The organism is Leisingera aquimarina DSM 24565 (genome assembly GCF_000473165.1).
GTDB classification, from domain to species: domain Bacteria; phylum Pseudomonadota; class Alphaproteobacteria; order Rhodobacterales; family Rhodobacteraceae; genus Leisingera; species Leisingera aquimarina.
In genome coordinates, this window is record NZ_KI421504.1 from 272501 (window position 1) to 294766 (window position 22266).

The window sequence follows — 22266 nt, forward strand, 5'->3', positions numbered from 1 at the left end:
TTCTTGCGGACCTCTGCGGGCGTAATCTCATGGGGCATGGTCAGCTCGCGGCCCGTCGCTGCATTGTGGATGCACAGCGCATCCCCAGCCTGATAGATCCGGTCCAGGCAATAGGTCGCTCCCACACAGGGGCGGATCTCATCCTCGCGCCCCTCAATAATTTTCTTCACCACATGCGGATCAGCCATATGGGCGCGGGTCATGCCAACCATGTCCAAAAGCCCCGCGGCAACCGCATGGCGAGCAGTTGCCACATCCGGGATGCGGGCGGCGTGGAAGGTGGGCATGCCAGTCGCTTTCTTCACCTCCCCGGCAAAATCCAGATGCGGGGCTGATTTCATACCCTGTACCGGGATCACATCTGTCATCGCCGGATCTGTATGGATGCGGCCGCGGATTACATTGAGGAAGTCAACCATGCCGCTGCCCGCCAGGCGCCTGGATATCTCAAGGCCTTCTCCCGGTGTGATGCCACCCTTCTGTGCCTCGTCTGCCGTGTAGCGCAAGCCGACGATGAACTCCGCCCCGACCCGGTCCCGCACTGCCCTCAGCACCTCCATCGGGAATTTCATCCGGCTCTCCAGCGTCTGCCCGCCGTATATCCCGTCCAGATCATTGGTCAGCGGCGACCAGAATTGGTCCATCAAATGGCCGTAGACCTGCAGTTCGATCCCATCCATGCCGCCGTCCTTCATCCGCTCTGCGGCATCGGCGAAATCGCTGATGATCCGGGCGATATCCCAGTCCTCAGCCAGCTTGGGGAAGGCGCGGTGAGCCGGTTCGCGGTGCCTGGACGAGCTGACAGAAGGCAGCCAGTCACCTTTGTTCCAGCCGGTGCGGCGACCCAAGTGTGTTAGCTGGATCATCACCGCCGCACCGTGTTCATGCACCTGATCGGTCAAGTTGCGGATCCAGGGGACCACCTCATCCTTGTAGGCGAGGATATTGTTGAACACCGGCGGGCTGTCGCGGCTGACCGCGGCTGATCCGGCGGTCATTGTCAGCGCCACACCCGCCTTGGCGCGCTCCGCGTGATAAGCGGCATAGCGTTCCTTAGGCATGCCGTCTTCCGGGTAGGCCGGTTCATGGCTGGTGGTCATGATCCGGTTGCGCAGCGCCAGGTGTTTCAGCTGATAGGGCTGCAGCAGCGGGTCCTTGGACATGATGCGGGTCTCCTGGAACGATGTCTGGGCAAGCGCGGCATTTGCGAGTCGCCAGCCACTCTTGACACAAGAGTCAATTAAACAATCATACCTGTCAAGAAAAGTTGCGCCCGTCCTGCCCCGCTGTTATGGCTGTCGCATGGACACTCAGGACATTACCCGCACCCGGCTGGGTGACGAAGACTGGCTATCAGCCGCTTACGAAGTATTGACCGAGAGCGGCGTGGAAGCGGTAAAAGTGATGCCGCTGGCCAAGCGGCTTGGTGTGGCCCGCACCAGTTTCTACTGGCACTTTAAAGACCGCGAGGCACTGCTGGAGGCGATGATCCAGCGATGGGAGGAAAAGAACACCGGGAACCTGATCGCCCGGTCCGAGGCGTATGCCGAGAGTATTGCCGAAGCGTTGTTCAATCTGTTCGACTGCTGGATTGATGCCGACCTGTTCGACTCCCGGCTGGATCTGGCCATCCGAAATTGGGCGCGCAATGACCCTGGTTTACAGGCAAGGCTGGACTTAGCCGATACCCGGCGCGAACAGGCTTTGACGGAGATGTTCATCCGCTTTGGTTTCAGCGCCGGCGTCGCACTGATCCGCGCACGTGCGATGATTTACACCCAAATCGGCTATATCTCGATGCAAGTGAACGAAAGCACGGAGTACCGGATATCGCTCATGCCCGGCTGGGTCGAGGTTTTCACTGGCACGCCGCCATCAAAGCGGGATCTGGACCGTTTTCTGTCCCGCCACAGCTGACAAAGCTATCTGCCCGGAAAATAGCAGGCCGCCAGCCTCAAATACATCGGTGAAAATCCTAGAAGCCCAAACGCAAAGCGGGCGCGAAGCCATCAGCTCCGCGCCCGCCCTTAATTCATCTATACGCAGCCGGATTACTCAGCGGCGATCTGGCTCTCCACCTTTTCGACTCGGACAGCCGAGAACTTGAATTCGGGGATCTTGCCGTAGGGGTCGATTGCCGGGTTGGTCAGGATATTGGCGGCGGCCTCGACATAGGCAAAGGGCACAAACACCATGTCCTCGGCAATTGCCCGGTCGGCCCGCGCCATGATCTCGATCGAGCCGCGGCGGGTTGACAGACGCACCATCTCGCCCGGCTCTACGCCCATCGCCCGCAGGGTTTTGGGGTTGAGCGAGCAGTTCGCTTCCGGCTCGACCGCATCCAGCACCAATGACCGGCGGGTCATCGACCCGGTGTGCCAATGCTCCAGCTGGCGGCCGGTGGTCATGATCATCGGATATTCCGCATCCGGCGCCTCATCCGGCGGGATCACCGACGCCGGGGTAAAGCGGGCACGGCCTTCGGGGCGCGGGAAGCCGTCACCAAACACAATCGCCTGACCGGGATCAGTCTCGTGCAGCGACGGGTAGGTGATGGTCTCGGTTTCCAGACGCTCCCAGGTGATGTTGTTCAGGGACTTCATGTTCAGCTTCATCTCGTTAAAGACTTCGCTGACATCCTTGTAATCCCAAGGCAGGCCGATGCGCTGCGCCAGTTCCACGGTGACTTTCCAGTCCTCGCGCGCCTCGCCCGGAGGCGCCACGGCGGGGCGCACCCGCTGCACCTGCCGGTTGGTGTTGGACACGGTGCCGTTTTTTTCATAGAGCGCCGAGGCCGGCAGGATGATGTCGGCATAGTTCGCCGTCTCTGTGAGAAAGATATCCTGAACGATCATCAACTCCAGCTTGGCAAAGGCGTCGCGTGCGTGATCTGCATCCGGGTCGGACATCGCCGGGTTTTCGCCCTGGATGTACATGCCCTTGACGTTGCCGGCATAGGCCTGATCGACGATCTCGGTCACGGTGAGACCCTTCTCGTTCGAGAAGTCGCCGCCGCCCCAGACATCGGTAAAGCTTTTGCGCACATCATCCGAGGTAACGGTCTGATAATCCGGCAGGAACATCGGGATCAGGCCCGCGTCGGACGCACCCTGCACGTTGTTCTGGCCGCGCAGCGGGTGCAGGCCGGCGCCCGGCTTGCCGACGTTACCGGTCATCAGGGCCAGCGAGATCAGGCAGCGCGAGTTGTCGGTGCCGTGAATGTGCTGGGAGATACCCATGCCCCAGAAGATCAAACCGGCCTCTGCCTTGGCAAAGATCCGCGCCACACGGCGCAGCTGGTCCGGTTCGATGCCGCAGATTTCCGACATCTTCTCTGGCGTGAACTGCTTCAGGTGCTCTTTTTCAGCTTCCCAGTTCTCGGTCCAGCGGTGGATGTACTGGCTGTCATACAGTTCTTCCTCGACGATCACATGCATGATCGCGTTGAGCATCGACACATCCGCGCCGGGGCGGAACTGCAGCATCTCGGTCGCAAAGCGACGCATGCCCACGCCGCGCGGATCCATCACGATCAGCTTGCCGCCGCGTTTGGTGAACTGCTTGAAGTAGGTCGCCGCCACCGGGTGGTTTTCGATCGGGTTGGAGCCGATGATGATCGCCACATCCGCGTTTTCGATCTCGTTGAAGGTCGCGGTCACAGCACCGGAGCCAACGTTTTCGATCAGCGCCGCAACCGAAGACGCGTGGCAAAGACGGGTGCAGTGATCAACGTTGTTGTGTTTAAAGCCCTGGCGGATGAACTTCTGGAAGAGATAGGCCTCTTCGTTGGTGCATTTTGCCGAGCCGAAACCTGCAACCGATTTCGGATCCTCATCGCGCAGCTTCATCAGGCTTTTGCCAGCCAGATCCATCGCCTCTTCCCAAGTCGCTTCGCGGAAGTGGGTGGAGAGATCGCCCGGATCGACGTTCAGGCCTTTGGCCGGCGCGTCGTCGCGGCGGATCAGCGGCTTGGTCAGGCGGTGCGGGTGGTGGATGTAATCAAAGCCAAAGCGGCCCTTGACGCACAGACGGCCTTCGTTGGCCGGGCCGTTGATGCCCTCGACATGCTTGACCTTGCCGTCCTTGACCTTCAGCGACACCTTGCAGCCGACGCCGCAGAACGGGCAGACGCTTTCGGTTTCGCTATCAAAGTCCTTGCTGTCGCCAACCTGGTTTTCGTCCACCACGGTGGCAGGCATCAGCGCGCCGGTCGGACAGGCCTGCACACATTCGCCGCAAGCGACACAGGTCGACTGGCCCATCGGGTCGGCGATGTCAAAGGTCGGATAGGCGTCGTGACCGCGGCCGGCCATGCCGATCACATCGTTCACCTGCACTTCACGGCACGCACGAACACAAAGGCCGCAGGAAATACAGGCGTCCAGGTTCACCTTCATGGCAATGTGGCTGTCATCCAGCAGCGGGATGCGGCCCTCTTCCAGCTTGGGGAAGCGGCTCTCGGTGACGCCGTTCAGCTCCGCCATGTCCCACATGTGGGAGGATTTATCGTGGGCCTCTTCCTGCTTGGGCTGGTCGGCTACCAGCAGTTCCATCACCATCTTACGGGCGTTCTCGGCGCGCGCGTTATTGGTGGTGACAACCATACCTTCGGCGGGTTCGCGGATACAGGAGGCGGCAAGCGTGCGCTCGCCTTCGATCTCGACCATGCAGGCGCGGCAGTTGCCGTCCGGACGGTAGCCTGGCTGCGGCTTGTGGCACAGATGCGGGATTTTCAACCCGCGGCCGTTGGCGACTTCCCAGATGGTCAGGCCTGCTTCAGCCGAAACCTGTTCGCCATCGAGTGTGAAAGTGATTTTATCGCTCATGGCTTAAACCTCCTCGGGGAAGTGTTTGATGGTCAGGCGGATCGGGTTAGGTGCTGCCTGACCCAGACCGCAGATCGATGTGTCAACCATCGCCGCGCTCAACTCTTCCAGCAGGCCCTGATCCCACTTCTTTTCGCTCATCAGCTTCACAGCCTTCTCGCAGCCCACCCGGCAGGGGGTGCATTGGCCGCAGCTTTCATCCTCGAAGAAGCGCAGCATGTTCAGCGCAGCGTCGCGGGCCGAGTCCTGATCGGACAGAACCACAACAGCGGCAGACCCGATGAAAGTGCCGTGCGGCTGCAGCGTGTCAAAGTCGAGCGGGATGTCGTGCATCGACGCAGGCAGCAGGCCCGAGGACGGGCCGCCCGGCTGGTACGCCTTGAAGGCATGGCCATCCAGCATCCCGCCACAGGCTTCGATAACATCGGTGATGGTGGAACCGGCCGGCAGCAGATGCACGCCCGGGTTCTTCACGCGGCCCGACACGGAGTAGCTGCGCAGGCCCTTGCGGCCGTTCTTCTCAACCGAGTTCAGGCACTCAGGGCCTTCGCGGTTGATTTTGCAGACCCAATAGAGGGTTTCGACGTTGTGAACGAGGGTCGGACGGCCGAAGATACCCACCTGCGCCACAAAAGGCGGACGGTGGCGCGGCTCGCCGCGCTTGCCTTCGATCGACTCGATCATCGCGCTTTCTTCACCGCAGATATAGGCCCCTGCCCCGCGGCGCAAATCGATGTAGCCTGCCTCGACGATACCTGCGTCTTCCAGCGCCTTGATCTCGGTTGCGAGGATCTCCAGCACCGCCGGATATTCGTCGCGCATGTAGATAAAGGCTTTTTCAGCTTCGACGGCCCAAGCCGCCATCAGCATGCCTTCCAGGAAGATATGCGGCGTGCGCTCCAGGTAGTAGCGGTCCTTGAAGGTACCGGGTTCGCCCTCATCGCCATTCACGGCCAGATAGCGCGGGCCTTCATTGGCGCGGACAAAACCCCATTTGGTGCCCGACGGAAAGCCAGCGCCGCCAAGACCGCGCAGGCCGGCTTCTTTGACTTTCGCCTGAACCGCTTCCCAGTCGCCATTGGCACGCAGGTCTTTCAGCGTCGCATAACCGCCTTCGGCCTCGTAGGCGGCGAAGGTTTCGTATTCAGGGATGTGCGCATGTGTGTCATCTGCCGCAATCGCCGCTTCCACCTTTTCAACCGTCGCATGGTCGATGTGGTTGTGACCGATTTCCAGCACCGGGGCGGTGTCGCAGCGGCCCATGCAGGGTGCGCGCAGCACGCGGACTTGCGACGCGTCCAGCCCATCTTCCAGCGCTTTTTGCAGCTGCTCAGCGCCCGCCAACTCGCACGACAGAGAGTCGCAAACCCGGATGGTCAGCGCGGGTGGCGGTGTCTCGCCTTCCTTCACCACATCAAAATGGGCATAGAAGGTGGCCACTTCATAGATTTCCGCCTGGCCAGTGCGCATCTCTTCGGCCAGCGCCCGTATATGCGCCGCGCTGAGACAGCTGTATTTGTCCTGAATCAGGTGCAGGAATTCAATCAGAAGATCACGGTTGCGCGGGCGGTCACCCAGCAGCTCCTGAACCTCGCTCAGCGCAATGTCGTCAACCTGGCGGCCTTTGGGCGTCTTGCGCCCCTTGCCTTTGCCGGACTTCCATACGCCCTTGCTATCATCCAATGGTGCCATGGGGTCCTCCAGTCAGCACGTAATTCAACCCGAAATGCCATCAAGAATGAATATCGTCAAATCTAGAAAACCGAACGTACGATAAGCAATGCTTATCACGCCATTTGCGGCATCCCATCGTCCACAAACGTCGCAACCACCTCTTTTAAAGCGCGCACAGTTGTGAGTTCCGGTGTCCGGTCCAAAGTGGCGATGCAAATCTGCCGGGTTTGTTCCGGCTTAATCAGCGTCAGCACCCGGGTGCCGCCGAGCCCCCCCAGGGCTTGCATCAGCGCACGCGGCAGAATCGTCGCCACCGACCCTTCACGTGCCAGCACCATCGACGCCATGAAACCGTTGGATTCGGACACAATCTCCGGCCTCAGCTCCAGATCCGCAAAGATCCGGTCTAGAATGCGGCGGTTCTGCATCTGCTGATCCAGCAAACTGAGCGGCAATTCTGCCGCTTCTGCCCAGCTGATCGCATGGCCCCGGTCCGCCACCATCCGTTCCGGCGCCAGCAGCACATAGCTTTCCTCATAGAGCGGCTGCACTGTCACCAGATCCCGTCCCATGCTGTCGGAATAAGTTATTCCAGCATCAATTGTACCATCATAAAGCCGTTGCTGAATAGCCAGCGATGTGGTGACTTCGACCCGCGCCAGAATCCTCGGATAGGCCTGATGGACTTGGTCCACCAGTTGCGCGGCCCAAGCGGTGGCGGTCGGCACCACCCCCAGCACCAAGGTGCCTGTCACCTCGCCGCGGGTTGCCGCAATCTCCTGCTCCAGTGCCTTGGCATCGTCCAGAATCGAGCGAGCCCGGCGCACAATCATCATGCCTTCCTCGGTCAGCCCTTGGAACCGGTTGGCCCGGCGCACGATGGACAGACCCAGCCGTTCCTCCAGATTGCGGATCCGCATAGAAAACGCAGGCTGCGAAATACCGCAATCAGCAGCGGCCTTGGCGAAATGCTGATGCCGCGCCAGCGCGGTCAGCAGCTGAAGGTCTTTGAGTTCGATCATGACCAAACCTTACGCTGCCCCTGCCGATCCGCACAATGGGATCTGCTGCGACCTTAGGAACCGCTGCGCGCTTCGGCCTGACGGACAGCCTCGCCGAACAGCTCAGTCAATTCCTCCAGTGTTTCCGCAGCGCAATGCAACCGCCTGGCCAGATCCTGACGCCCCGCCAGCGCCTGCAACAGCAGACGTTCACGGATATCCTGCAGCCTCTCCTCCACCTGACAGCCTTCCTCAGTCAAGCTGTAGGTGACCCCTGAGCGGCCCGCCCCCTGTTTGCGGGTCAGCCCGGCAGATGCCAGTTTGCGCAGGGAATACTGAATATTGGGAATATCGGTGCGGTTGGTGCTCCAGGCCAACTCCTTGATCGTTTTGGACCGGCTGCCATTGCCGATCAACTGCAGTAATGTGATCTCAGCACTTGCCAAGGACACGGTGCTGAGCTGTTCAAAACAGCCAGCCTGCCATCGGGTCAAACCCGCTCCCGCCCTTTGAATTGCCATTTCCAGCATGTGCAACCCACCGTCCGGCAACACCTCAACAGCCGTGTCAGCGGCCAGGCCAGCAGTCAAACAAGATAAAGGGGAACGGTCGACTTTGTTATCCAACGAACAACTCCGGAAAATAAATTTTATGGCCCTGAAAAGGCATGAAGACAGTGGGTCAGAAAATATGTCTGCCCGAAGCCGCCTGTCTGGCAAAGGCATGCAATCAATCCTTGCATGCAGCGGCGGCGTCGGAAGCTTTCTGAAAATCCAACTCAAATTACCCGCAACGTATCCAATCAAATCCAAGAAATTTCAATACCCAGGGCCGCCATCTGCTGCGCAACGCTGACAACAACTTGAGATATGGTGCCAGAGTTTGCCAGTACACACCCGCCACGTGAGCTACTCCCCAATCGCTGGACAGTTTCCGGCGTAGATTGAGCTACTCTCTGCCCCTGCTGACCGGGTTGGGTTTCGTCTTTTCTCAGCCAATGGACCACGGCTGGCGGTCTGCCGCCAAGGGCGGAATGCGGGCGCTTCCGATTGTAGAATCCCACCCACTTTCCGACGCCCGCCCTTGCCTCAGATCCGGTTTCCCAAGCCTGCAGGTAGACGCATTCGTATTTCAGCGGCCGCCATAGCCGTTCCACGAAGATGTTATCAAGGAACCGGCCTTTTCCATCCATCGAGATGCGCACGCCAGCTCTGCGCAGCCGGTCCGTCCAGGCGAAGGAGGTGAATTGCGAGCCCTGATCGGTGTTCATGATGCCGGGCGGGCCGAAGCGGTGGATTGCCTCGTTCAGCGCCTCGACGCAGAAGCCGGCTTCCAGCGTATTCGAGATGCGCCAGGCCAGCACCTTGCGCGTGTGCCAGTCAAGGACCGCCACCAAATACAGGAACCCCTTGCGCATCCATTGCCCGGCAGGCGATTGCGAAGCAATCTGCCGAGAGGGGCAGGTAGGTGATGTCGGCCGCCCAGACTTGGTTTGGGCGGGTCACGCTCAGACCGCGCAACAGATAGGGGTATGTCTTGCGTCCCTTTGCCGCCTTGCTGGTGTTGGGCTTCTGATAGATCGGCATCAAGCCCATGAGGCGCATCAACCGTCTGATCCGCTTCTCATTCACCAGATGGCCCTCGTTCCGCAGATGCCACGTCATCTGCCGGACACCGAAGAACGGCGTTTCCAGAAACCGCTCGTCGATCAGACGCATTAGCGCCAGGTTCAGCGCCGTCTCGCCCTTGGGCGTGTAATAGAACGACGACCGCAGGATCGACAGCAGCCTGCATTGCTTGCCGATAGACAGCTCAGAATTGGCAGGTTCGACCATCTTGCGCCTCACTTGCCGATCCACGGCTTGAGCTTTCGTGACAAAAAATCGTTGGCAACTGCCAGCTCCCCGATCTTGGCATGCAATTCCTTGACCCGCTCTTCGCCGATCTCCGGGCCTTTCTTGCTGCCACGCTCGAACACACCCGACGCGCCTTCGAGCAGGGCCCGCTTCCATTGATGGATCATCGTCGTATGCATACCGAACCGGCTTGCCAACTCGGCCGCCGTCTCCTCGCCCTTCAGGGCCTCCAGCGCGACCTTCGCCTTGAACTCGGGCGCGTGCTGCTTGCGTTTCGACATCTCTGATCTCCTTCTCGTCGAAGATCAGCAGACAGCAAATCGTAGCTTAGGTCAGTGTCCGAAATTCGGGGGGTAGCTCAGATCTGCGAGCATATCAGTTGCATATGACCGACACGGGCGTGACAGCCTCAAACGTTCAACACCCGCATTGTCGCTCTGCGTTTTTTTCTTCGGCATGACCTGCGGGCGTGAGGAGATGAAACGGTTCATGCAGTTCCGAACGCAGCCACGGAAGCTGCCTATCGTGTTCAGTGTTGAAGAAGTGTCCGATCTGCTGATGGCCGCGCCGGGACCGGGGCTCAAATACCGCGCGGCGCTCAGCATCTCCTATGGCGCCGGACTGCGGGCATCCGAGGTTTGCAATCTCAAGGTCTCTGATATCGACAGCGACCGGATGCTGTTCCACGTCGATCAGGGCAAAGGCGGGAAAGATCGCAAGGTCATGCTGTCGCCTGGGTTGCTCAACTTGCTGCGCGACTATTGGCACGACGCGCGACCCGAAGGCTGGCTGTTCCCCGGCAAGCCGAAGATCAACCCGATTTCATAGCGGCAGCTGAACAGGGCGTTCACCTCGGCCAAGAACATGGCGGGCATCAAGAAGGCCGCCACGCTGCACACCCGGCGACACAGCTTCGCCACCCACCTGCTTGAGGCCAACACCGATGTTCGGGTGATCCTGCTGCTCGGCCATGCCAAGCTGACAATCACCGCCCAATATACCCATGTCGCCACCAAGACGATCCGGGACACGGTCAGCCCCTACGAGATGCTGGCCCGGTTGCAGGACCAGACGGTGAAGCGAAGCCTGGAATGACCCGGCGCCGGGGTACCCCGCCGGAGGCTGGAGATCGCTGACATCTTCCGGAGATACCGCCCCGCGTGGCGGCGGGCCAATGCCGGACATGTCAGCCTGGCCCAACTCAAGGTGATGTCGGCGATAGAAGCCTGCCGCACGCAAGCGCTCGGCGGGCATGTGGCGGAATGCTCAAAGTGCGGCCACCAGCACATCGTTTACAATTCATGCAAGAACCGTCACTGCCCCAAATGCCAGGGACCCGCGGCGCGAGACTGGATGGCGGCGCAGGCCGAAGATCTTTTGCCAGTGGAATATTTCCACGTCGTCTTCACCCTGCCAGCCGGGATCTCCCGCATCGCCCACTGGAACAAGCAGGCGGTCTATGGCCTCTTGTTCCGCGCTTCTGCATACACCTTCAGACCATCGGCAGCGATGGTCTGAAGGTGTATGCAGAAGCGATAGGTAGGCCATGTCTTTTGGCATTCTTTGTCTAACCGAAATTCCACAAATGCGGCTGCAACGGCTTAAGTCGAGCATTTCAAAGAGAAGCGAGCAGGTCGTTTACATATCCTGATTTGACCGCCAAGAAAGGGATTGTCCGGTCATCATCATTTGGCCCTCTGACGATTACGCCAACGACCTTTCCCGATAATAGCACCGGACCACTACTCATTCCCTCGTAAGTGCCCGACAGCAAGGCGATCACGTTGTCAGATGTGGCGGGGGTGCCGTCAAAGGTTTGCCGCGAGACCCCTGTTACTTCAGTGTCTCGGATCGTCAGAGACGTGCTGTCCAGATTTGAAGGATAGCCCGCAGCCTGCACCGCAGATCGGATGCCGAGCGCGCTAAATTCGGCTGACGATGCCATTTGCAGAGTGGCAGCAGGATTGAATGCGGGCAACGGAGTTCGTAGCCGAATTAGCGCAAGGTCGTTGTGATCCTCGCGGGCTACCTCGTCCGCTTCCATCGGGAATGCAGGGTTTTGTCGCGGGAAGATGCGCAGGTTTGGTCCGAGGCAATGCGCGCAAGTTACGAACAGGTTCTCGTCGACAGCGAAACAAGTGCCCACTGATCCGCCATCTGTGTCATTTTCGAGATACCAAACGGCTGCGTTGAGAACGTCGCTATCCTCGACCAGCGGAATCGAAATGTGTTGGCCCGAACACAGTGCATTGAACCTTGCAGCTAGGCGGCGGAAGACCTGATCGGTATATCCTTTCACCTGCCGAATGAACTCAATTTTCCCTCGGACCACCCATTCGAAGTTCGTAGCCTCCTGTTCCGGTAACCGGCCTCTATCCGGACGCTTCTCGTTGAAATGCCGCGCCGATGCCGCGGCAAAGCCATTTAGCTCCCAGCCATGAAGCATCGCCCGGACGTCGCGAACAAATTTGCGCTTCACGTTGACTTTCTCATTCACAATCAGACCTGTGACTTCCTGTTGAAAGGCGAGGCCCAGCAGGCGCGTCTTTGTGTGGTTAATTCTAAATCCGTTGTCTTCAATCATCTGCTGAAAGGTGTCGGATAGAATAAACTCTTCGTGGCTGTCGGGGTTTGCAAAACGTCCTATTGGGGCAGGAAAGGTCCTGCGATTGGAGGAAATCGTGATGTCATCGGCGTATCGCGTGTAGGTGCATCCAAGTTGCCTGCAAAATCGAGCCAACTCAGCATCGAGTTTGTCTGAAACAATATTCGCAAGTATTGGCGATAGCGCGGCGCCCGGCATCAGGACATGTGTTGTTCGGAGGGCGCCGTCGACCTCCTTTTCAGTTTGAAAACAAGAGATGTGTGCGATGAACTGGGCAATCTCTTCTGGGTAGCCATACGGCGGGGCCATCAATCGCCCGCGAACTCGTCCGAAGTGAATGGTTTCGAAGTAGTCTTCGAGGTCAATGTTCAAAACCCAGCGCTTACCGACATGCTGTCGGGCATTACTCACGATGCTGCGTTGTTGCCCGCTGACAAACCCATGCACGTGAGCACGAGGACGATAGTCGCCTTCAAGTAGCCGAAGGATGTCGCGCTGCAACTTGAGAAGCGCAATACTAGGTGCGCAAATGCGACGTGTTCCACCGCTCTTCTTCGGGATGGTGAATTCTTTGTATCTTGCACCTGGAGCAAGCCCATATGCGATGTAGACCATTTTCCGACGGTAGTCTCGACCGAGCGCAAAAGCGATTTGTCTAAGGTTAGCAAATGACTTTAGTGACATGGGTGCATCAACGACCTACAATCTCGCATTCCCAACGTCGCGGGAATTTCGCAATTCCGTAACAGCATGTAGCGGGGCGAGTTGAAAGTAACCTTCTCGCAGGTGTCGCAGGTAACACAACACTTGGTTGATTGCAGGCCGCCGATGCTTCGTACTCTGTACGTTTTCAGATGATTTTCTGCAACTATGGAAAGCTCACGTTTTCTCCAATGCTGCCGTTCGTTCAAACCGCAGCGAAAGCCTGCTTCCCGCCCGACCTACCCAATAAAAGAGCTAGGGGACGTCGTCCCCACGCGCCTGCAATACAATTAGACATGGCGGTGTCCTCGGCTGACGCTTGCGGGCCGCACCAACCCCATCGAATTGCATTGTACTTGCTATCCCCAACCCTCGCCGGGAGCAGGTTTTAGAGACGAGCGCCCTGAAGGGCTTCGTTCAAAACCAGTTTTGAAAGAGGGAAATATGTGCAGCGTCATCACAGGGCCGAAGGCAAAGCTATGCGGCGCAAAGGCAATGTTCTGTCGCAAAAGGCAGAACTATGTATCGCCTCATAACAGAAGAAGTGGCGGACCGAGGAGGATTCGAACCCCCGACCCCTTGATTCGTAGTCAAGTACTCTATCCAGCTGAGCTATCGGTCCACTGCGGCGGATGTAATCGCAGCTTCGCACAGGCGCAACCCCAAAAGAGATCTCAGCCCGTATTTCTTGCCTGTCTTTCCCGCCAAAGCGCACAGGCCGGTTGAGCGCTGCCAGCTTCTGCAACCCCAGCCCGGCTAAATGTGGTATAAGGCAAATGCTGACGGTCTTCCCACCGCGCTTGAGCCAGGGAAAGCAACACTTAGAAACGGAAAAAGGGGACAGAAAATGCCGGACCGGCAGTCCGCAGAGTTTCAGCTCAGGCCGCTGGAATCAGAAGACCTCGCCACAATGGCCGGCTGGTTTCAGAATGTGTCCGATCTGGCCTGTTTTGACCGCGCTGCCCGGTCCCCCCTTAACCTGCCTGCCATCGAACAGGCCTGGAGCCCCCCTGCCGGTACTGTGCCGAATACCAGCAAATGCTGGTTTTCAATTGTTACTAAAACCAATGCACTGTGCGGTATTGCCGGCCTGGAAAACATCTCCATGGTCAACCGGGACGCCATCATTGCGCTTTTCATTGAGCAGTCCAGACGCCGGCAGGGTATCGGGATCCGGTCGCTTGCGCTGCTTCTGGACTTTGCATTCCGCCAGATCGGGCTAAATCGCATTACATCATATTACCGTGCCGACAACACCCGCAGCGAGGAACTCACCACGCGCGCAGGCTTCGCAACCGAAGGCAGGATGCGAGAAGCCTGGTATGCAGAAGGGCGGTACTTCGACATGATCACAGTGGGCCTCCTCAGGGAGGAATGGGAGGCCAGCCGCGGGGTCCTCGCACAGGAGCTTGACGTCTGTGTGAAGGCAAGCTTCCACGGCGCGGAGATTACAGGCTGGGCCTGGCCTCCAGGCCCGGCAGATCCGCCCGCAGGCTGACCGACAGAGCATAAGGGCAGAACCGGCTTCTCCGGCAGTTCTTGCCGACACTCACAGGAGGAGGACAGCTTGTGAGCGGCCAAAGTAAAAAAACAACGGTCCGGCGCCAGCTTGGAGCAGTGCTTTTTGCCGATGTCGTCGGCTATGCCCGGCTTATGGGCAACGACGAGATCGACACATACAGCGCACTAAAGTCCCTGCTGGAACAGCTGGAAACAGCATGCAATGCGCATGACGGTCAGGTGGTTGCAGTTCGCGGCGACGGGGTTCTAGCCTTGTTTGAAACAGCGACAAACGCGGTAAAGTTCGGTGTCGAACTGCACCGCATTGCAGAGCAAAACAACAGCGCACGGCCAGAAGACCAGCAGCTTCGGTTTCGCGCCGGTGTGCATATGGGCGAAATCCTGATTGATGACCGGGGCATTCACGGCGACAATGTCAATATTGCCGCCCGGCTGCAGGAGATTGCCGAACCGGGCCGGGTTTTTGTCAGCGGTTCGGTTTATGAGCAAATCCGCAACCGGTTGCGCTTCGGCTTTGAATTTCTTGGCCCGCAGCGCCTTAAGAATATCGCGGAACCGGTGCCATCTTATTGTGTCCGCAGCGAGGTCGCCGGAGCAGCCATGGCCGCCACCCGGCGTCCTCCGGAAGCTCAGCCAGCAGGCTGTCCTCCACCCGGCATACCATCGGTAGCCGTGCTGCCATTTGCCAGCCTGAGCGGCGACCAGTCCGACAGCTGGTTTGCGGACGGACTGACAGAAGACATCATCCTGAACCTGTCTAAGTTCAAGAACCTCTTTGTCATAGCCCGCAACTCGGCCTTTTTCTTCAAGACCCGTTCGATGCCCCCTCAGGAAGCCGCGCGCGAGTTAGGGGTACGCTACGTCGCGCGCGGCAGCGTCCGCCGGGCCGGAGCACGGGTACGGATCGCCATAGAATTGATTGACGCGGATTCGGGGCGAACGATCTGGGGCGAGCGCTATGACCGGAACATCGACGATATTTTTGCCATACAAGACGAGGTAACCGATGCAATCGTGGCGGCAACGGCCGTTCTGATCGAAGCCCAGGAACGCAAACGGATGGCGCAGGCAGCACCGTCTGACCTCGCCGCCTATGGCTTTGTTCTGCGCGGGCAGCAGTTTATTTTCCGCTACACCAGGCAGGATAACCGCGAAGCCCAAACCCTGTACGAACGGGCCCTTGCGCGGGACCAGGATTATGCCCGGGCCTCGGCCGCGATTTCACGCACCCTGAACATTGATTGGCGCTATTCCTGGGCCAAAGACGCCGAACACGCGTTGGACACGGCTCTGTCTTATGCCCAAAAAGCGGTGGAGCTCGACCCGACCGATGCCCGCGGTTTCGGCGAGCTGGGCTTTGTGCATCTTTACCGTAAAGAGCATGACGCGGCGATTGGCGCCTACCGGCGCGCCCTTGCGCTTAATCCGAACGATGCCGACCTTCTGTCGGACTATGCTGATGCACTGGCCCATTCCGGCGACAATGAAACAGCCATCGAAAGCCTGCAGCAGGCAATGCGGCTGAACCCCTATTTTCCCGATCAATACCTCTGGCACCTGGGCGGCGCCTACTACAACCTCAAGCACTATGAGGCAGTCATCGAAACGCTCACCAAGATGAACAACCCGACCGAGGGACAGCGGATGCTGGCCGCCAGCTATGCACAGATGGGCAAGATGGAACTGGCCCGGGACATGGCCGCCCGGCACCGCGAAGCACATCCGAATTTCTCACTGAAACGCTGGACCGAAGTGCAGCCCGACCGGCTGGAAGAAGACACCCAGCATTTTGTCGAAGGTCTGAAGAAAGCCGGTTTCTAAAAGGCCAGCGCCCAGGATAGGGACACCAACCCTTTCTTATTAAGCCGCAGCAAACCTCTGCCAGATACTCAGGCTCAGTCGCCGGTTCCGCGTGCTTTCGCTCCGCTCACCTTGGCGCCGCTGACTTTGGCACCACTGACCTTGGCGCCGCTGACTTTGGCGCCACTGACCTTGGCGCCGCTGACCGAAGGTCCGCCGTCACCGAAATAGACATCCAGCAGCACTTGTTCCAGCATGCCGGTCATCACATCCATCCGGATCGAGTAATCGGCCTTATCATAATCCCAGACCCGGATGTCGTTTGCGATCTGATACTCTGCCGAGGCAACCCCGGTCACGGAAGGGTTCAGCGGTGCCCGGGAAACCTGAACCTGACCGGCAGGCGTTTCTGGACCCGTCGCACTGTCACCGTCACCATGCACAAGGAAAATCACCGGCTCCGGCAACTCAAAGTAGGTTCCTTCGTAGGAAAACCCGTAGATACGAGCAAGATTCGCATCATCGCTTAGCTGATCGCCAAGCAGGTTGTTTCTGCCCCGGCCTTTCTGCCGCCGTTTTCCCGCCCTGGAATAGTCCTGCTGCCCAGCGTCATAATCGCCGACCTGCTTCCACAAACCTTGCCGGGAACCGTGAGCAACCTCAAGTATAGTGCCTTGGGGAAATTGGCGCTGATGAATCCAAGGGTTGTTACTTCCCGATCCAACTTCATAGAGGCCATTTTCGGCCTTGTCATTCTGAGCCATAACCAGAACTTTGTCATCTGGCACAACAGTTTCGCCGTTTACTTTGGCACCTTCCAATTTCGGCATATTGCCAACCGTGCCAACAGCAGCCCCCGCAAATTTGGGGACTATTTTCATGTCGTCGATCAAACGCCCAAATAACAACACTTCAGAAAAACTCAGCAAAGACTCGGCCACTGTACACACTCCTGTGGCTATGAAAACAACTCAGGATGACAATTCAAAAAAGACAGGTCTGGAATTCCTGCAGGTTCTGATGCCTTGAATGTCCCCCTGAGGGGTAAAATAGCACAAAAAGAATAGAAATTGTAGACAATCGGCCTTTCAGCCGACCGGCACCCGCGTCCTCACCGAATGGGCATGGCTGTCCTCATCCGCTTCAGCCAGCCGCGGACCGGCCTGGGCAAAGCCAATTCCCCGCATGCGGAAGTTGCCTTCTATGATCGAGTGGAAGGCGCCTCCGGTTGTTTCCTGGTCTACGATCAGCAACGCCTTCTCCACCGCCGCATAGGTGAGGTTTTCAGCATCCAGCATGTTCCACGCCGCCGCCAGATATGCGCCCAGAAAATCACGGGCTTCCAACAGCGATATGCGGAAACCTTCGGGATCAAGAGCATAGCGCGCATCAAACAGCGCCTGCATAACATCGCTGTAGTAGGGGGTTTCCTCCAACTGGTCTGATAGATCCTCCATTTCAGGCGTGATCAGATCGTGAACCAGCAGCCGCTCGTGAAAGATGTCGACAAGGATATCGAACATCGCCCCTGTCAGCGGTTCGGACAGCGCGTGCTCACTGCTCCAGCCGGAAACAAACTCCTGAAGCGTCCGGGTATTTGCGGCCATCCGGATTTGCGCATTCCCGGCAAGCTCGGCAAAGCGGTTCAACTGATTGAACGTGTAAAGATTTCCCTTCGTGTTCTCCAGCAGCTCCTCCACAACCGACCCAAAGTGAAGCGATGCTATCAGCGCCACCATGTCAGCTGCAGATTCGTGAAACCCAAAATATTCGCCCGGTACATCATCCGAGACCGGCATGCCCGCGACACTGTAGATGATGGCGTGGCCGATCTCGTGGGCGACCACGTCAAAGTTCAGGCTGTAGGCACGGTATTCGCCGCCATGCTCCCAGGTGCCGCCGGTTTCCAGAAACCCCCAGCCGATATGCGCGTTGTCCAGGCTTGGCAGCAGCGACAGCTCCAGCCGGTCATAGTCGCGCGCGAAATGCCAGGGGATCGGGTGCCCAAAATACGCCTCCCACACATCCAGTGTGAAATGGGCGGCAGCAAACAAATGCACCGCCTCAAAACCGGGATCTGAAGGCAGAACGTGCATAAAGTGGCCATCTTCGTCCGGCGCTGGCGGTTCCTGGACATCTCCGTGCCAAGGCGGCAAGTACATGCCCGGCCCCGACGGGCCAGGAACGATGGCCCCAAAAGGAATTGTTTTGCCCAAAGGGTTGACTGTATACATCCGAGGCCCCGACGGTCCCGGCCCGATAGAACCGGGCGGCGCGGAAATCTCGACCAGTTCCGGTTCGGGATTCGCAGTCCGGAACGGGGATTGCGGAAACAGTAGAAACCGCGTTCCCGGCGCTTCCTCCTTCAGTTCAAACGTGTCGTCCATGTGCCCTCCAGTTCTGCGGAGGTTTCACCCTATGTGCCCTGCCTGGTCCCTGCCTTCCGGTGCAGACTGTGTTTTTCCCTTTTGATGATACATGAATTCACGCCGGATCAGCGCATAGAATTCATCAAGGTCTTTAAGGCCGATACCCGAGGCATACTTATCCAGGTCATCCGGAATTTCCCGCTGCAGGCGTGTTTCGAAGTACCAGAGGATCAACCGCACCCGGTCCTGCTCAGGCTGGTCGCTGCCCGGCTGGTTTTGTTCAGCCAGCCACTGCGACTTGGAAATGGCGCGGGATTTCAATTGCGCAAAGGCGCCTGCCTGCCGAAGCTCTGCCAGCAAGTGCAGATCCAGCTGTTCGCCCAAGGCATTCACGGCGGTGCCAGCCAGCGTTGTTCCTCCAAGCAGCGCTTCATACCCGTCAGCCGTCAGCCTGTTTTCAGCCAGCCACTGTTTGAGGTCGGCACTGCGGAAAAGCTTGAGTGTTTCCCGGTGGCTGTTCAATTGCTCTAAAATCTCTTGCCGGTCCGCGCGCATCCCCTTTCGTCTGGCATCCTCCAGCGCCAAGCAGCGCACTGCAGCACGGGTCCGGAATACACCAAAGCGCCCGGGCTCCAGGCGCAACTCATCCAGCACCTGCAGGTCCGCATCCGGCAGGCTGTACGCCTCCGCCTCGATCCGCCGCACCAAACCCTGCCAGGCAAGCGAGCGTTCAACTTTCTCAGGTGGAATGGAAGCGGCCTTCCCCCCCGCCTCCAGAAAGGCCGCCATACGGATCAGCATCTTCTGCGCGTCCTCGCGCTTGGCATCCACCCGACCGGTTTCCAGCCAGGCCGAAAACCTGTCAAGCCAGGATGCATCCGCAAATCCCGCAAGGATCTGTTCCCAGGTCCTGTCGTGATAAAACAGTTGCTTGGCCGTTCTGAACAGTTCCGCAGCCTGATCCGCTTCCAGCACCGCGTCAGCTGCCGCGCGCGCCAGGGTTGCCCGGATCGAGACCATCGGTTCGCTCAGCGGTGCAAAGCCCAATTCTGCCGGGCTGTGCAGAACAGCAACTTCGTCGTCGTCGCAAATTTCACCTGCAGCATAGGCCTCATAGATGTCCCCAATGCCAACCATCCCGAACGCAGACAGTTCAGCCGCCCGCAGCGCCCCCATGCTGGCGCTGCCGAACACCGCGATCCCCTGCTCCAGCGCCCACAGGATTTCTTTGTGCCAGACCGAGGGCACGCCTTCGAAGTACCCGTCGATCAAGCCGATGACCGTCGCACCTTGACGGGCGGCCCGGTAAATGTCGCCTTGACCAGCCGGCGGCAGAACAGTGGCATTCAGCAGGTTCCAGACCTCCTCAGTGCTGATTGTCGGGCCTGCAAAAACAACTGCCGTCAATCCTGCGCCTCCGCTGTTCTCAGGGCCCTCGGGCCTGCTATGAAATCCGGATCGTCATGCGGCGCCTCCAGTCCCGGGATCACCGCGCGCACCACAGAGATACCCAGACCCGGACGCGACAAATCGACCGTCAGAACTTGCTCCATCCCCGCATCCCCCAGCCGGTTCAGGAGCCATGCCAGGTCATCTTCGAACGACGGCGATGAGTAGGACGGGCAATCTTGCAGCCGGTCCACCGGGTCGGTTCGAGCCAACACCGCCCGGACATACTGAGCGCGTTCTGCCGACGCCTTGGGGGTAAACTCATCCGGGTCCAGATCGTCGCGCGCGCCGGAGATATAGGTCAGCCGCGTCTGTGCCGCCTCGGTCAGCGCCCGCAACAGGGCAATGGCCCGGTCCGGGTGGCAGCCGCTGCCTATGCCGATATGACCGGGCCGGGTGCCGCCTTCGCAAATCATGCAATGAAACGCCGCCACCCCGGTGTCCGAGGCAATATTCCAAACTCCGGCTGACAATCCTGCCGCAGCAAACCGTTCCAGCGCCGCACGGCAGCGCGGGTCGTCTATCGTTTCGGGATCAATACGCGGACCCGGCAGTGCATGGTGCCACAGAGTGATCGCATCCCTTTCAATCAACTCGCAGATGGCATGGCAGGTGGCTTCCGCCAAGCTGTTACCCGAGGCAAGACCGTTGGTCGTGCGCGGAAACGCACCCTGCCCGCCGCAGGGCCGCGCGGTATAGTCGGTGTCAACCATTTCGTAGGGCAGCCAATGCGGCTGGCCTGACGCAAGATCCTCCCCCTCGATCCATAGCATCGGATGATGCGGATCAAAGCTGCCGCCGGTCACACGGGGCAGCCGCTCAACATCCGCAACAAATGCGTCTTGCCGCAAGTCCAGATAGCTGGCTGCCCGCAAGGGCAGTGTGATCCGTTCCGCGTGCCAGGTCTCGATCGCTTCCATCACGCCCGAGGCCTGTGCCGCTTCCAGCGTCAGCCCCTTGCCCAGCGCCACGGCAACGGAGCGGGAATTCGGCCTTGTTACCATAACGGTTGGCAATCCGATCCGGTCCAGCCCGGTCAGATTTGCAATGCGGGTGATGCCCATGCCGGCAAGATGCGACCGGACAACTGCCAACGTCTGCGCCGGATCGCACAGCCGGTGGGTGTCCAGAACATATCCCTTCTGCTGCGCCTTTTGCATGGGGCAGACCTCATTGAAACGGCCGCCACAGAAAGTCCGCTGGCCGCCTGTTGGTATCCCGCAATCTTTGGATAAGGATGGTGGATCACACGCCGCCGGTCAACAAAACTGCCGCTGGCCGGTCTAATGCCGCCGCAGCACCGTCACCGTTGCGGATGAAAATCAAAGACCGGTACAAAACTTGCCGGCGCCAAAGACTGCTCCAGCATATCCCCGCGCAGCGAGTTCTGATCAAAGACCTGGATTTCCGGCCCGGTATGTTTGACGCTCAGCTTTCCTTCTATAGCCCGCACCGCCATTTCCACCGCCAGCCGCCCTTGCAGAACAGGGAAATCCGTGGGTGCTGCAATGATGCGGTCACGCAGAACACCACGATAGACAGCGTGGGTCATGTAGTCCGACACAACCTGAACTTTCCCCTGCAATCCCCGGGCACGCAGGACCGACACCGCAGCCTCGGCAGCGGGCGCAGACCCGGCGATGTAGTCCAGGTCCTGCACCTCATCCAGCGCCTCTTCGACGAGGCGAACCTGGATCTCCCGACCGGTGTCTCCGTATTTCGTTACTGCGATCACCGCTGAGCTTTCCGCCAGCCCCGCGCGAAACCCTTGCTCAACAAATTTCACCCAGCCCGCATTCTCGGGACCCGGAAACCAGGCTACTTTCACTGGAGGGGTGCCTTTTGGATGCCGCGCAGCGATGATGCGCCCGGCAACAGCGCCCATTTCCGTCCAGGACACACCGACCTTGGCAGTGATCCCCGCATCCGCGATATCATTCACCGCTGCAATTACCGGAACTTTCGCCGCAATCCGCTCCACCGTTCCGGTAAGACCCGCAAAAGAGACCGTCCCCAGGATCAGGGCATCTGCCCCCGCCTCCACACAGTCTTCGGTCTGGCGGATCTGCCGCTGCAAGTTCGGATACCCGCCGGCCTCAACCAGTTTGAAGGAAACCCCCAGCCGTGCCGCCTCCGCCACCATTCCGTAGTTGACGCTCAGCCAATAGGCATCCTTCAGATGCGGATACGCGATGCACAGCCGCCATATTTGCGAGGCTCGTTCCAAGGGCTGATAATCTGCAGTCTCGTATCCGCTTTCGTAGTCGAACGGGGTTCGGGGAACCTGCAGGCGCCAGCTGCCCGCGGCGGCTGCAGTGCAAAACACTGAGAAGAACAGAAACCAAAGTGCGCGCATGAAAATTCCTTCCAGGCACTGAGGATAGGCAGCAGAATGCAAAAGGGAAATTCAAAATTGCAGAAAAGGCAAATGCGCGCGACAGTTCAGGGATGTTAGCAAAGCTC

At 59.0% G+C, this 22266-nt stretch carries 14 protein-coding genes, 1 tRNA gene and 3 pseudogenes (1 of these 18 running past the window's edge); 5 read left to right on the plus strand and 13 right to left on the minus strand.

Annotated elements, in window-relative coordinates; genetic code table 11:
* On the minus strand, positions 1-1163 hold the 5' portion of the coding sequence (locus AQUI_RS0105235; protein ID WP_027256561.1) for an NADH:flavin oxidoreductase. The gene continues 883 nt to the left of window position 1, outside the view; 1163 of the gene's 2046 nt are visible here — the first part of the coding sequence; it begins with the start codon at positions 1161-1163; its stop codon lies off the left edge, out of view.
* A 139-nt stretch (positions 1164-1302) separates the two neighbouring features.
* On the opposite strand from AQUI_RS0105235, the gene AQUI_RS0105240 reads away from it, so the two are divergent.
* Positions 1303-1917 (plus strand): TetR/AcrR family transcriptional regulator, encoded by a 615-nt coding sequence (locus tag AQUI_RS0105240; protein WP_027256562.1) that lies wholly within the window; start codon positions 1303-1305, stop codon positions 1915-1917.
* Between the two features lie 134 nt (positions 1918-2051).
* Here AQUI_RS0105240 and fdhF read toward each other — a convergent pair whose 3' ends face one another.
* From fdhF to AQUI_RS30620, 5 genes and pseudogenes are all read right to left on the minus strand, one after another.
* The gene (gene fdhF, locus AQUI_RS0105245) at positions 2052-4826 is read right to left on the minus strand and encodes a formate dehydrogenase subunit alpha (protein ID WP_027256563.1); all 2775 of its coding nucleotides are present in this window, start codon (positions 4824-4826) and stop codon (positions 2052-2054) included.
* A 3-nt stretch (positions 4827-4829) separates the two neighbouring features.
* Positions 4830-6518: an NAD(P)H-dependent oxidoreductase subunit E gene (locus AQUI_RS0105250; RefSeq protein ID WP_027256564.1), complete on the minus strand. Its 1689-nt coding sequence runs from the start codon at positions 6516-6518 to the stop codon at positions 4830-4832.
* A 95-nt stretch (positions 6519-6613) separates the two neighbouring features.
* Positions 6614-7522 carry a LysR family transcriptional regulator gene (locus AQUI_RS0105255; RefSeq protein ID WP_027256565.1) on the minus strand — a complete coding sequence of 303 codons (909 nt, stop codon included), beginning with the start codon at positions 7520-7522 and terminating at the stop codon, positions 6614-6616.
* Positions 7523-7575: 53 nt separating this feature from the next.
* On the minus strand, positions 7576-8226 hold the full coding sequence (locus AQUI_RS0105260) for a winged helix DNA-binding protein (RefSeq protein WP_245596863.1): 651 nt from the start codon (positions 8224-8226) through the stop codon (positions 7576-7578).
* A gap of 272 nt (positions 8227-8498) precedes the next feature.
* Positions 8499-9638: pseudogene (locus tag AQUI_RS30620) on the minus strand (IS3 family transposase); the annotation flags it as partial.
* Between the two features lie 80 nt (positions 9639-9718).
* Here AQUI_RS30620 and AQUI_RS27270 point away from each other — a divergent pair.
* Together AQUI_RS27270 and AQUI_RS29760 are read left to right on the plus strand one after the other, a co-directional pair.
* Positions 9719-10452 (plus strand): annotated as a pseudogene (locus AQUI_RS27270) (tyrosine-type recombinase/integrase); the annotation flags it as partial.
* A 27-nt stretch (positions 10453-10479) separates the two neighbouring features.
* Positions 10480-10866 (plus strand): annotated as a pseudogene (locus AQUI_RS29760) (IS91 family transposase); the annotation flags it as partial.
* 106 nt (positions 10867-10972) lie between these two features.
* Here the strand turns inward: AQUI_RS29760 and AQUI_RS0105285 are convergent.
* Positions 10973-12646, minus strand: coding sequence for a reverse transcriptase domain-containing protein (locus AQUI_RS0105285; RefSeq protein WP_027256568.1), 1674 nt, complete (start codon positions 12644-12646; stop codon positions 10973-10975).
* A gap of 563 nt (positions 12647-13209) precedes the next feature.
* Positions 13210-13286 (minus strand) — tRNA-Arg (locus tag AQUI_RS0105290).
* A gap of 225 nt (positions 13287-13511) precedes the next feature.
* Between AQUI_RS0105290 and AQUI_RS0105295 the strand changes: the two genes are divergently transcribed.
* A complete protein-coding gene (locus tag AQUI_RS0105295; RefSeq protein WP_027256569.1) occupies positions 13512-14162 on the plus strand; it encodes a GNAT family N-acetyltransferase in 651 nt (216 codons plus the stop codon).
* A 71-nt stretch (positions 14163-14233) separates the two neighbouring features.
* Positions 14234-16006: an adenylate/guanylate cyclase domain-containing protein gene (locus AQUI_RS0105300; protein ID WP_027256570.1), complete on the plus strand. Its 1773-nt coding sequence runs from the start codon at positions 14234-14236 to the stop codon at positions 16004-16006.
* A 74-nt stretch (positions 16007-16080) separates the two neighbouring features.
* Here AQUI_RS0105300 and AQUI_RS0105305 read toward each other — a convergent pair whose 3' ends face one another.
* The 5 genes from AQUI_RS0105305 to torT all read right to left on the minus strand — a co-directional run bounded on the left by AQUI_RS0105305 (position 16081) and on the right by torT (position 22159).
* A complete protein-coding gene (locus AQUI_RS0105305) occupies positions 16081-16926 on the minus strand; it encodes a hypothetical protein (protein ID WP_027256571.1) in 846 nt (281 codons plus the stop codon).
* Positions 16927-17073: 147 nt separating this feature from the next.
* Positions 17074-18372, minus strand: coding sequence for a gluzincin family metallopeptidase (locus tag AQUI_RS0105310; protein ID WP_051371829.1), 1299 nt, complete (start codon positions 18370-18372; stop codon positions 17074-17076).
* A gap of 24 nt (positions 18373-18396) precedes the next feature.
* Positions 18397-19761 carry a TfuA-like protein gene (locus tag AQUI_RS0105315; protein ID WP_027256573.1) on the minus strand — a complete coding sequence of 455 codons (1365 nt, stop codon included), beginning with the start codon at positions 19759-19761 and terminating at the stop codon, positions 18397-18399.
* The gene (locus AQUI_RS0105320; RefSeq protein WP_027256574.1) at positions 19758-20963 is read right to left on the minus strand and encodes a YcaO-like family protein; all 1206 of its coding nucleotides are present in this window, start codon (positions 20961-20963) and stop codon (positions 19758-19760) included. Before AQUI_RS0105320 ends, AQUI_RS0105315 begins: the two co-directional genes overlap by 4 nt.
* A gap of 143 nt (positions 20964-21106) precedes the next feature.
* A complete protein-coding gene (gene torT, locus AQUI_RS0105325) occupies positions 21107-22159 on the minus strand; it encodes a TMAO reductase system periplasmic protein TorT (RefSeq protein ID WP_051371830.1) in 1053 nt (350 codons plus the stop codon).
* Between the last annotated feature and the right edge of the window lie 107 nt (positions 22160-22266).

What these genes read in the sequence shown, in the direction of transcription:
- AQUI_RS0105240 (WP_027256562.1), top strand. Translation starts at nt 1,303, where the DNA reads ATGGACACTCAGGACATTACCCGCACCCGGCTGGGTGACGAAGACTGG.
- fdhF (WP_027256563.1), bottom strand. Translation starts at nt 4,826, where the DNA reads ATGAGCGATAAAATCACTTTCACACTCGATGGCGAACAGGTTTCGGCT.
- AQUI_RS0105250 (WP_027256564.1), bottom strand. Translation starts at nt 6,518, where the DNA reads ATGGCACCATTGGATGATAGCAAGGGCGTATGGAAGTCCGGCAAAGGC.
- AQUI_RS0105255 (WP_027256565.1), bottom strand. Translation starts at nt 7,522, where the DNA reads ATGATCGAACTCAAAGACCTTCAGCTGCTGACCGCGCTGGCGCGGCAT.
- AQUI_RS0105260 (WP_245596863.1), bottom strand. Translation starts at nt 8,226, where the DNA reads ATGCCTTTGCCAGACAGGCGGCTTCGGGCAGACATATTTTCTGACCCA.
- AQUI_RS0105285 (WP_027256568.1), bottom strand. Translation starts at nt 12,646, where the DNA reads ATGTCACTAAAGTCATTTGCTAACCTTAGACAAATCGCTTTTGCGCTC.
- AQUI_RS0105295 (WP_027256569.1), top strand. Translation starts at nt 13,512, where the DNA reads ATGCCGGACCGGCAGTCCGCAGAGTTTCAGCTCAGGCCGCTGGAATCA.
- AQUI_RS0105310 (WP_051371829.1), bottom strand. Translation starts at nt 18,372, where the DNA reads ATGGACGACACGTTTGAACTGAAGGAGGAAGCGCCGGGAACGCGGTTT.
- AQUI_RS0105320 (WP_027256574.1), bottom strand. Translation starts at nt 20,963, where the DNA reads ATGCAAAAGGCGCAGCAGAAGGGATATGTTCTGGACACCCACCGGCTG.
- torT (WP_051371830.1), bottom strand. Translation starts at nt 22,159, where the DNA reads ATGCGCGCACTTTGGTTTCTGTTCTTCTCAGTGTTTTGCACTGCAGCC.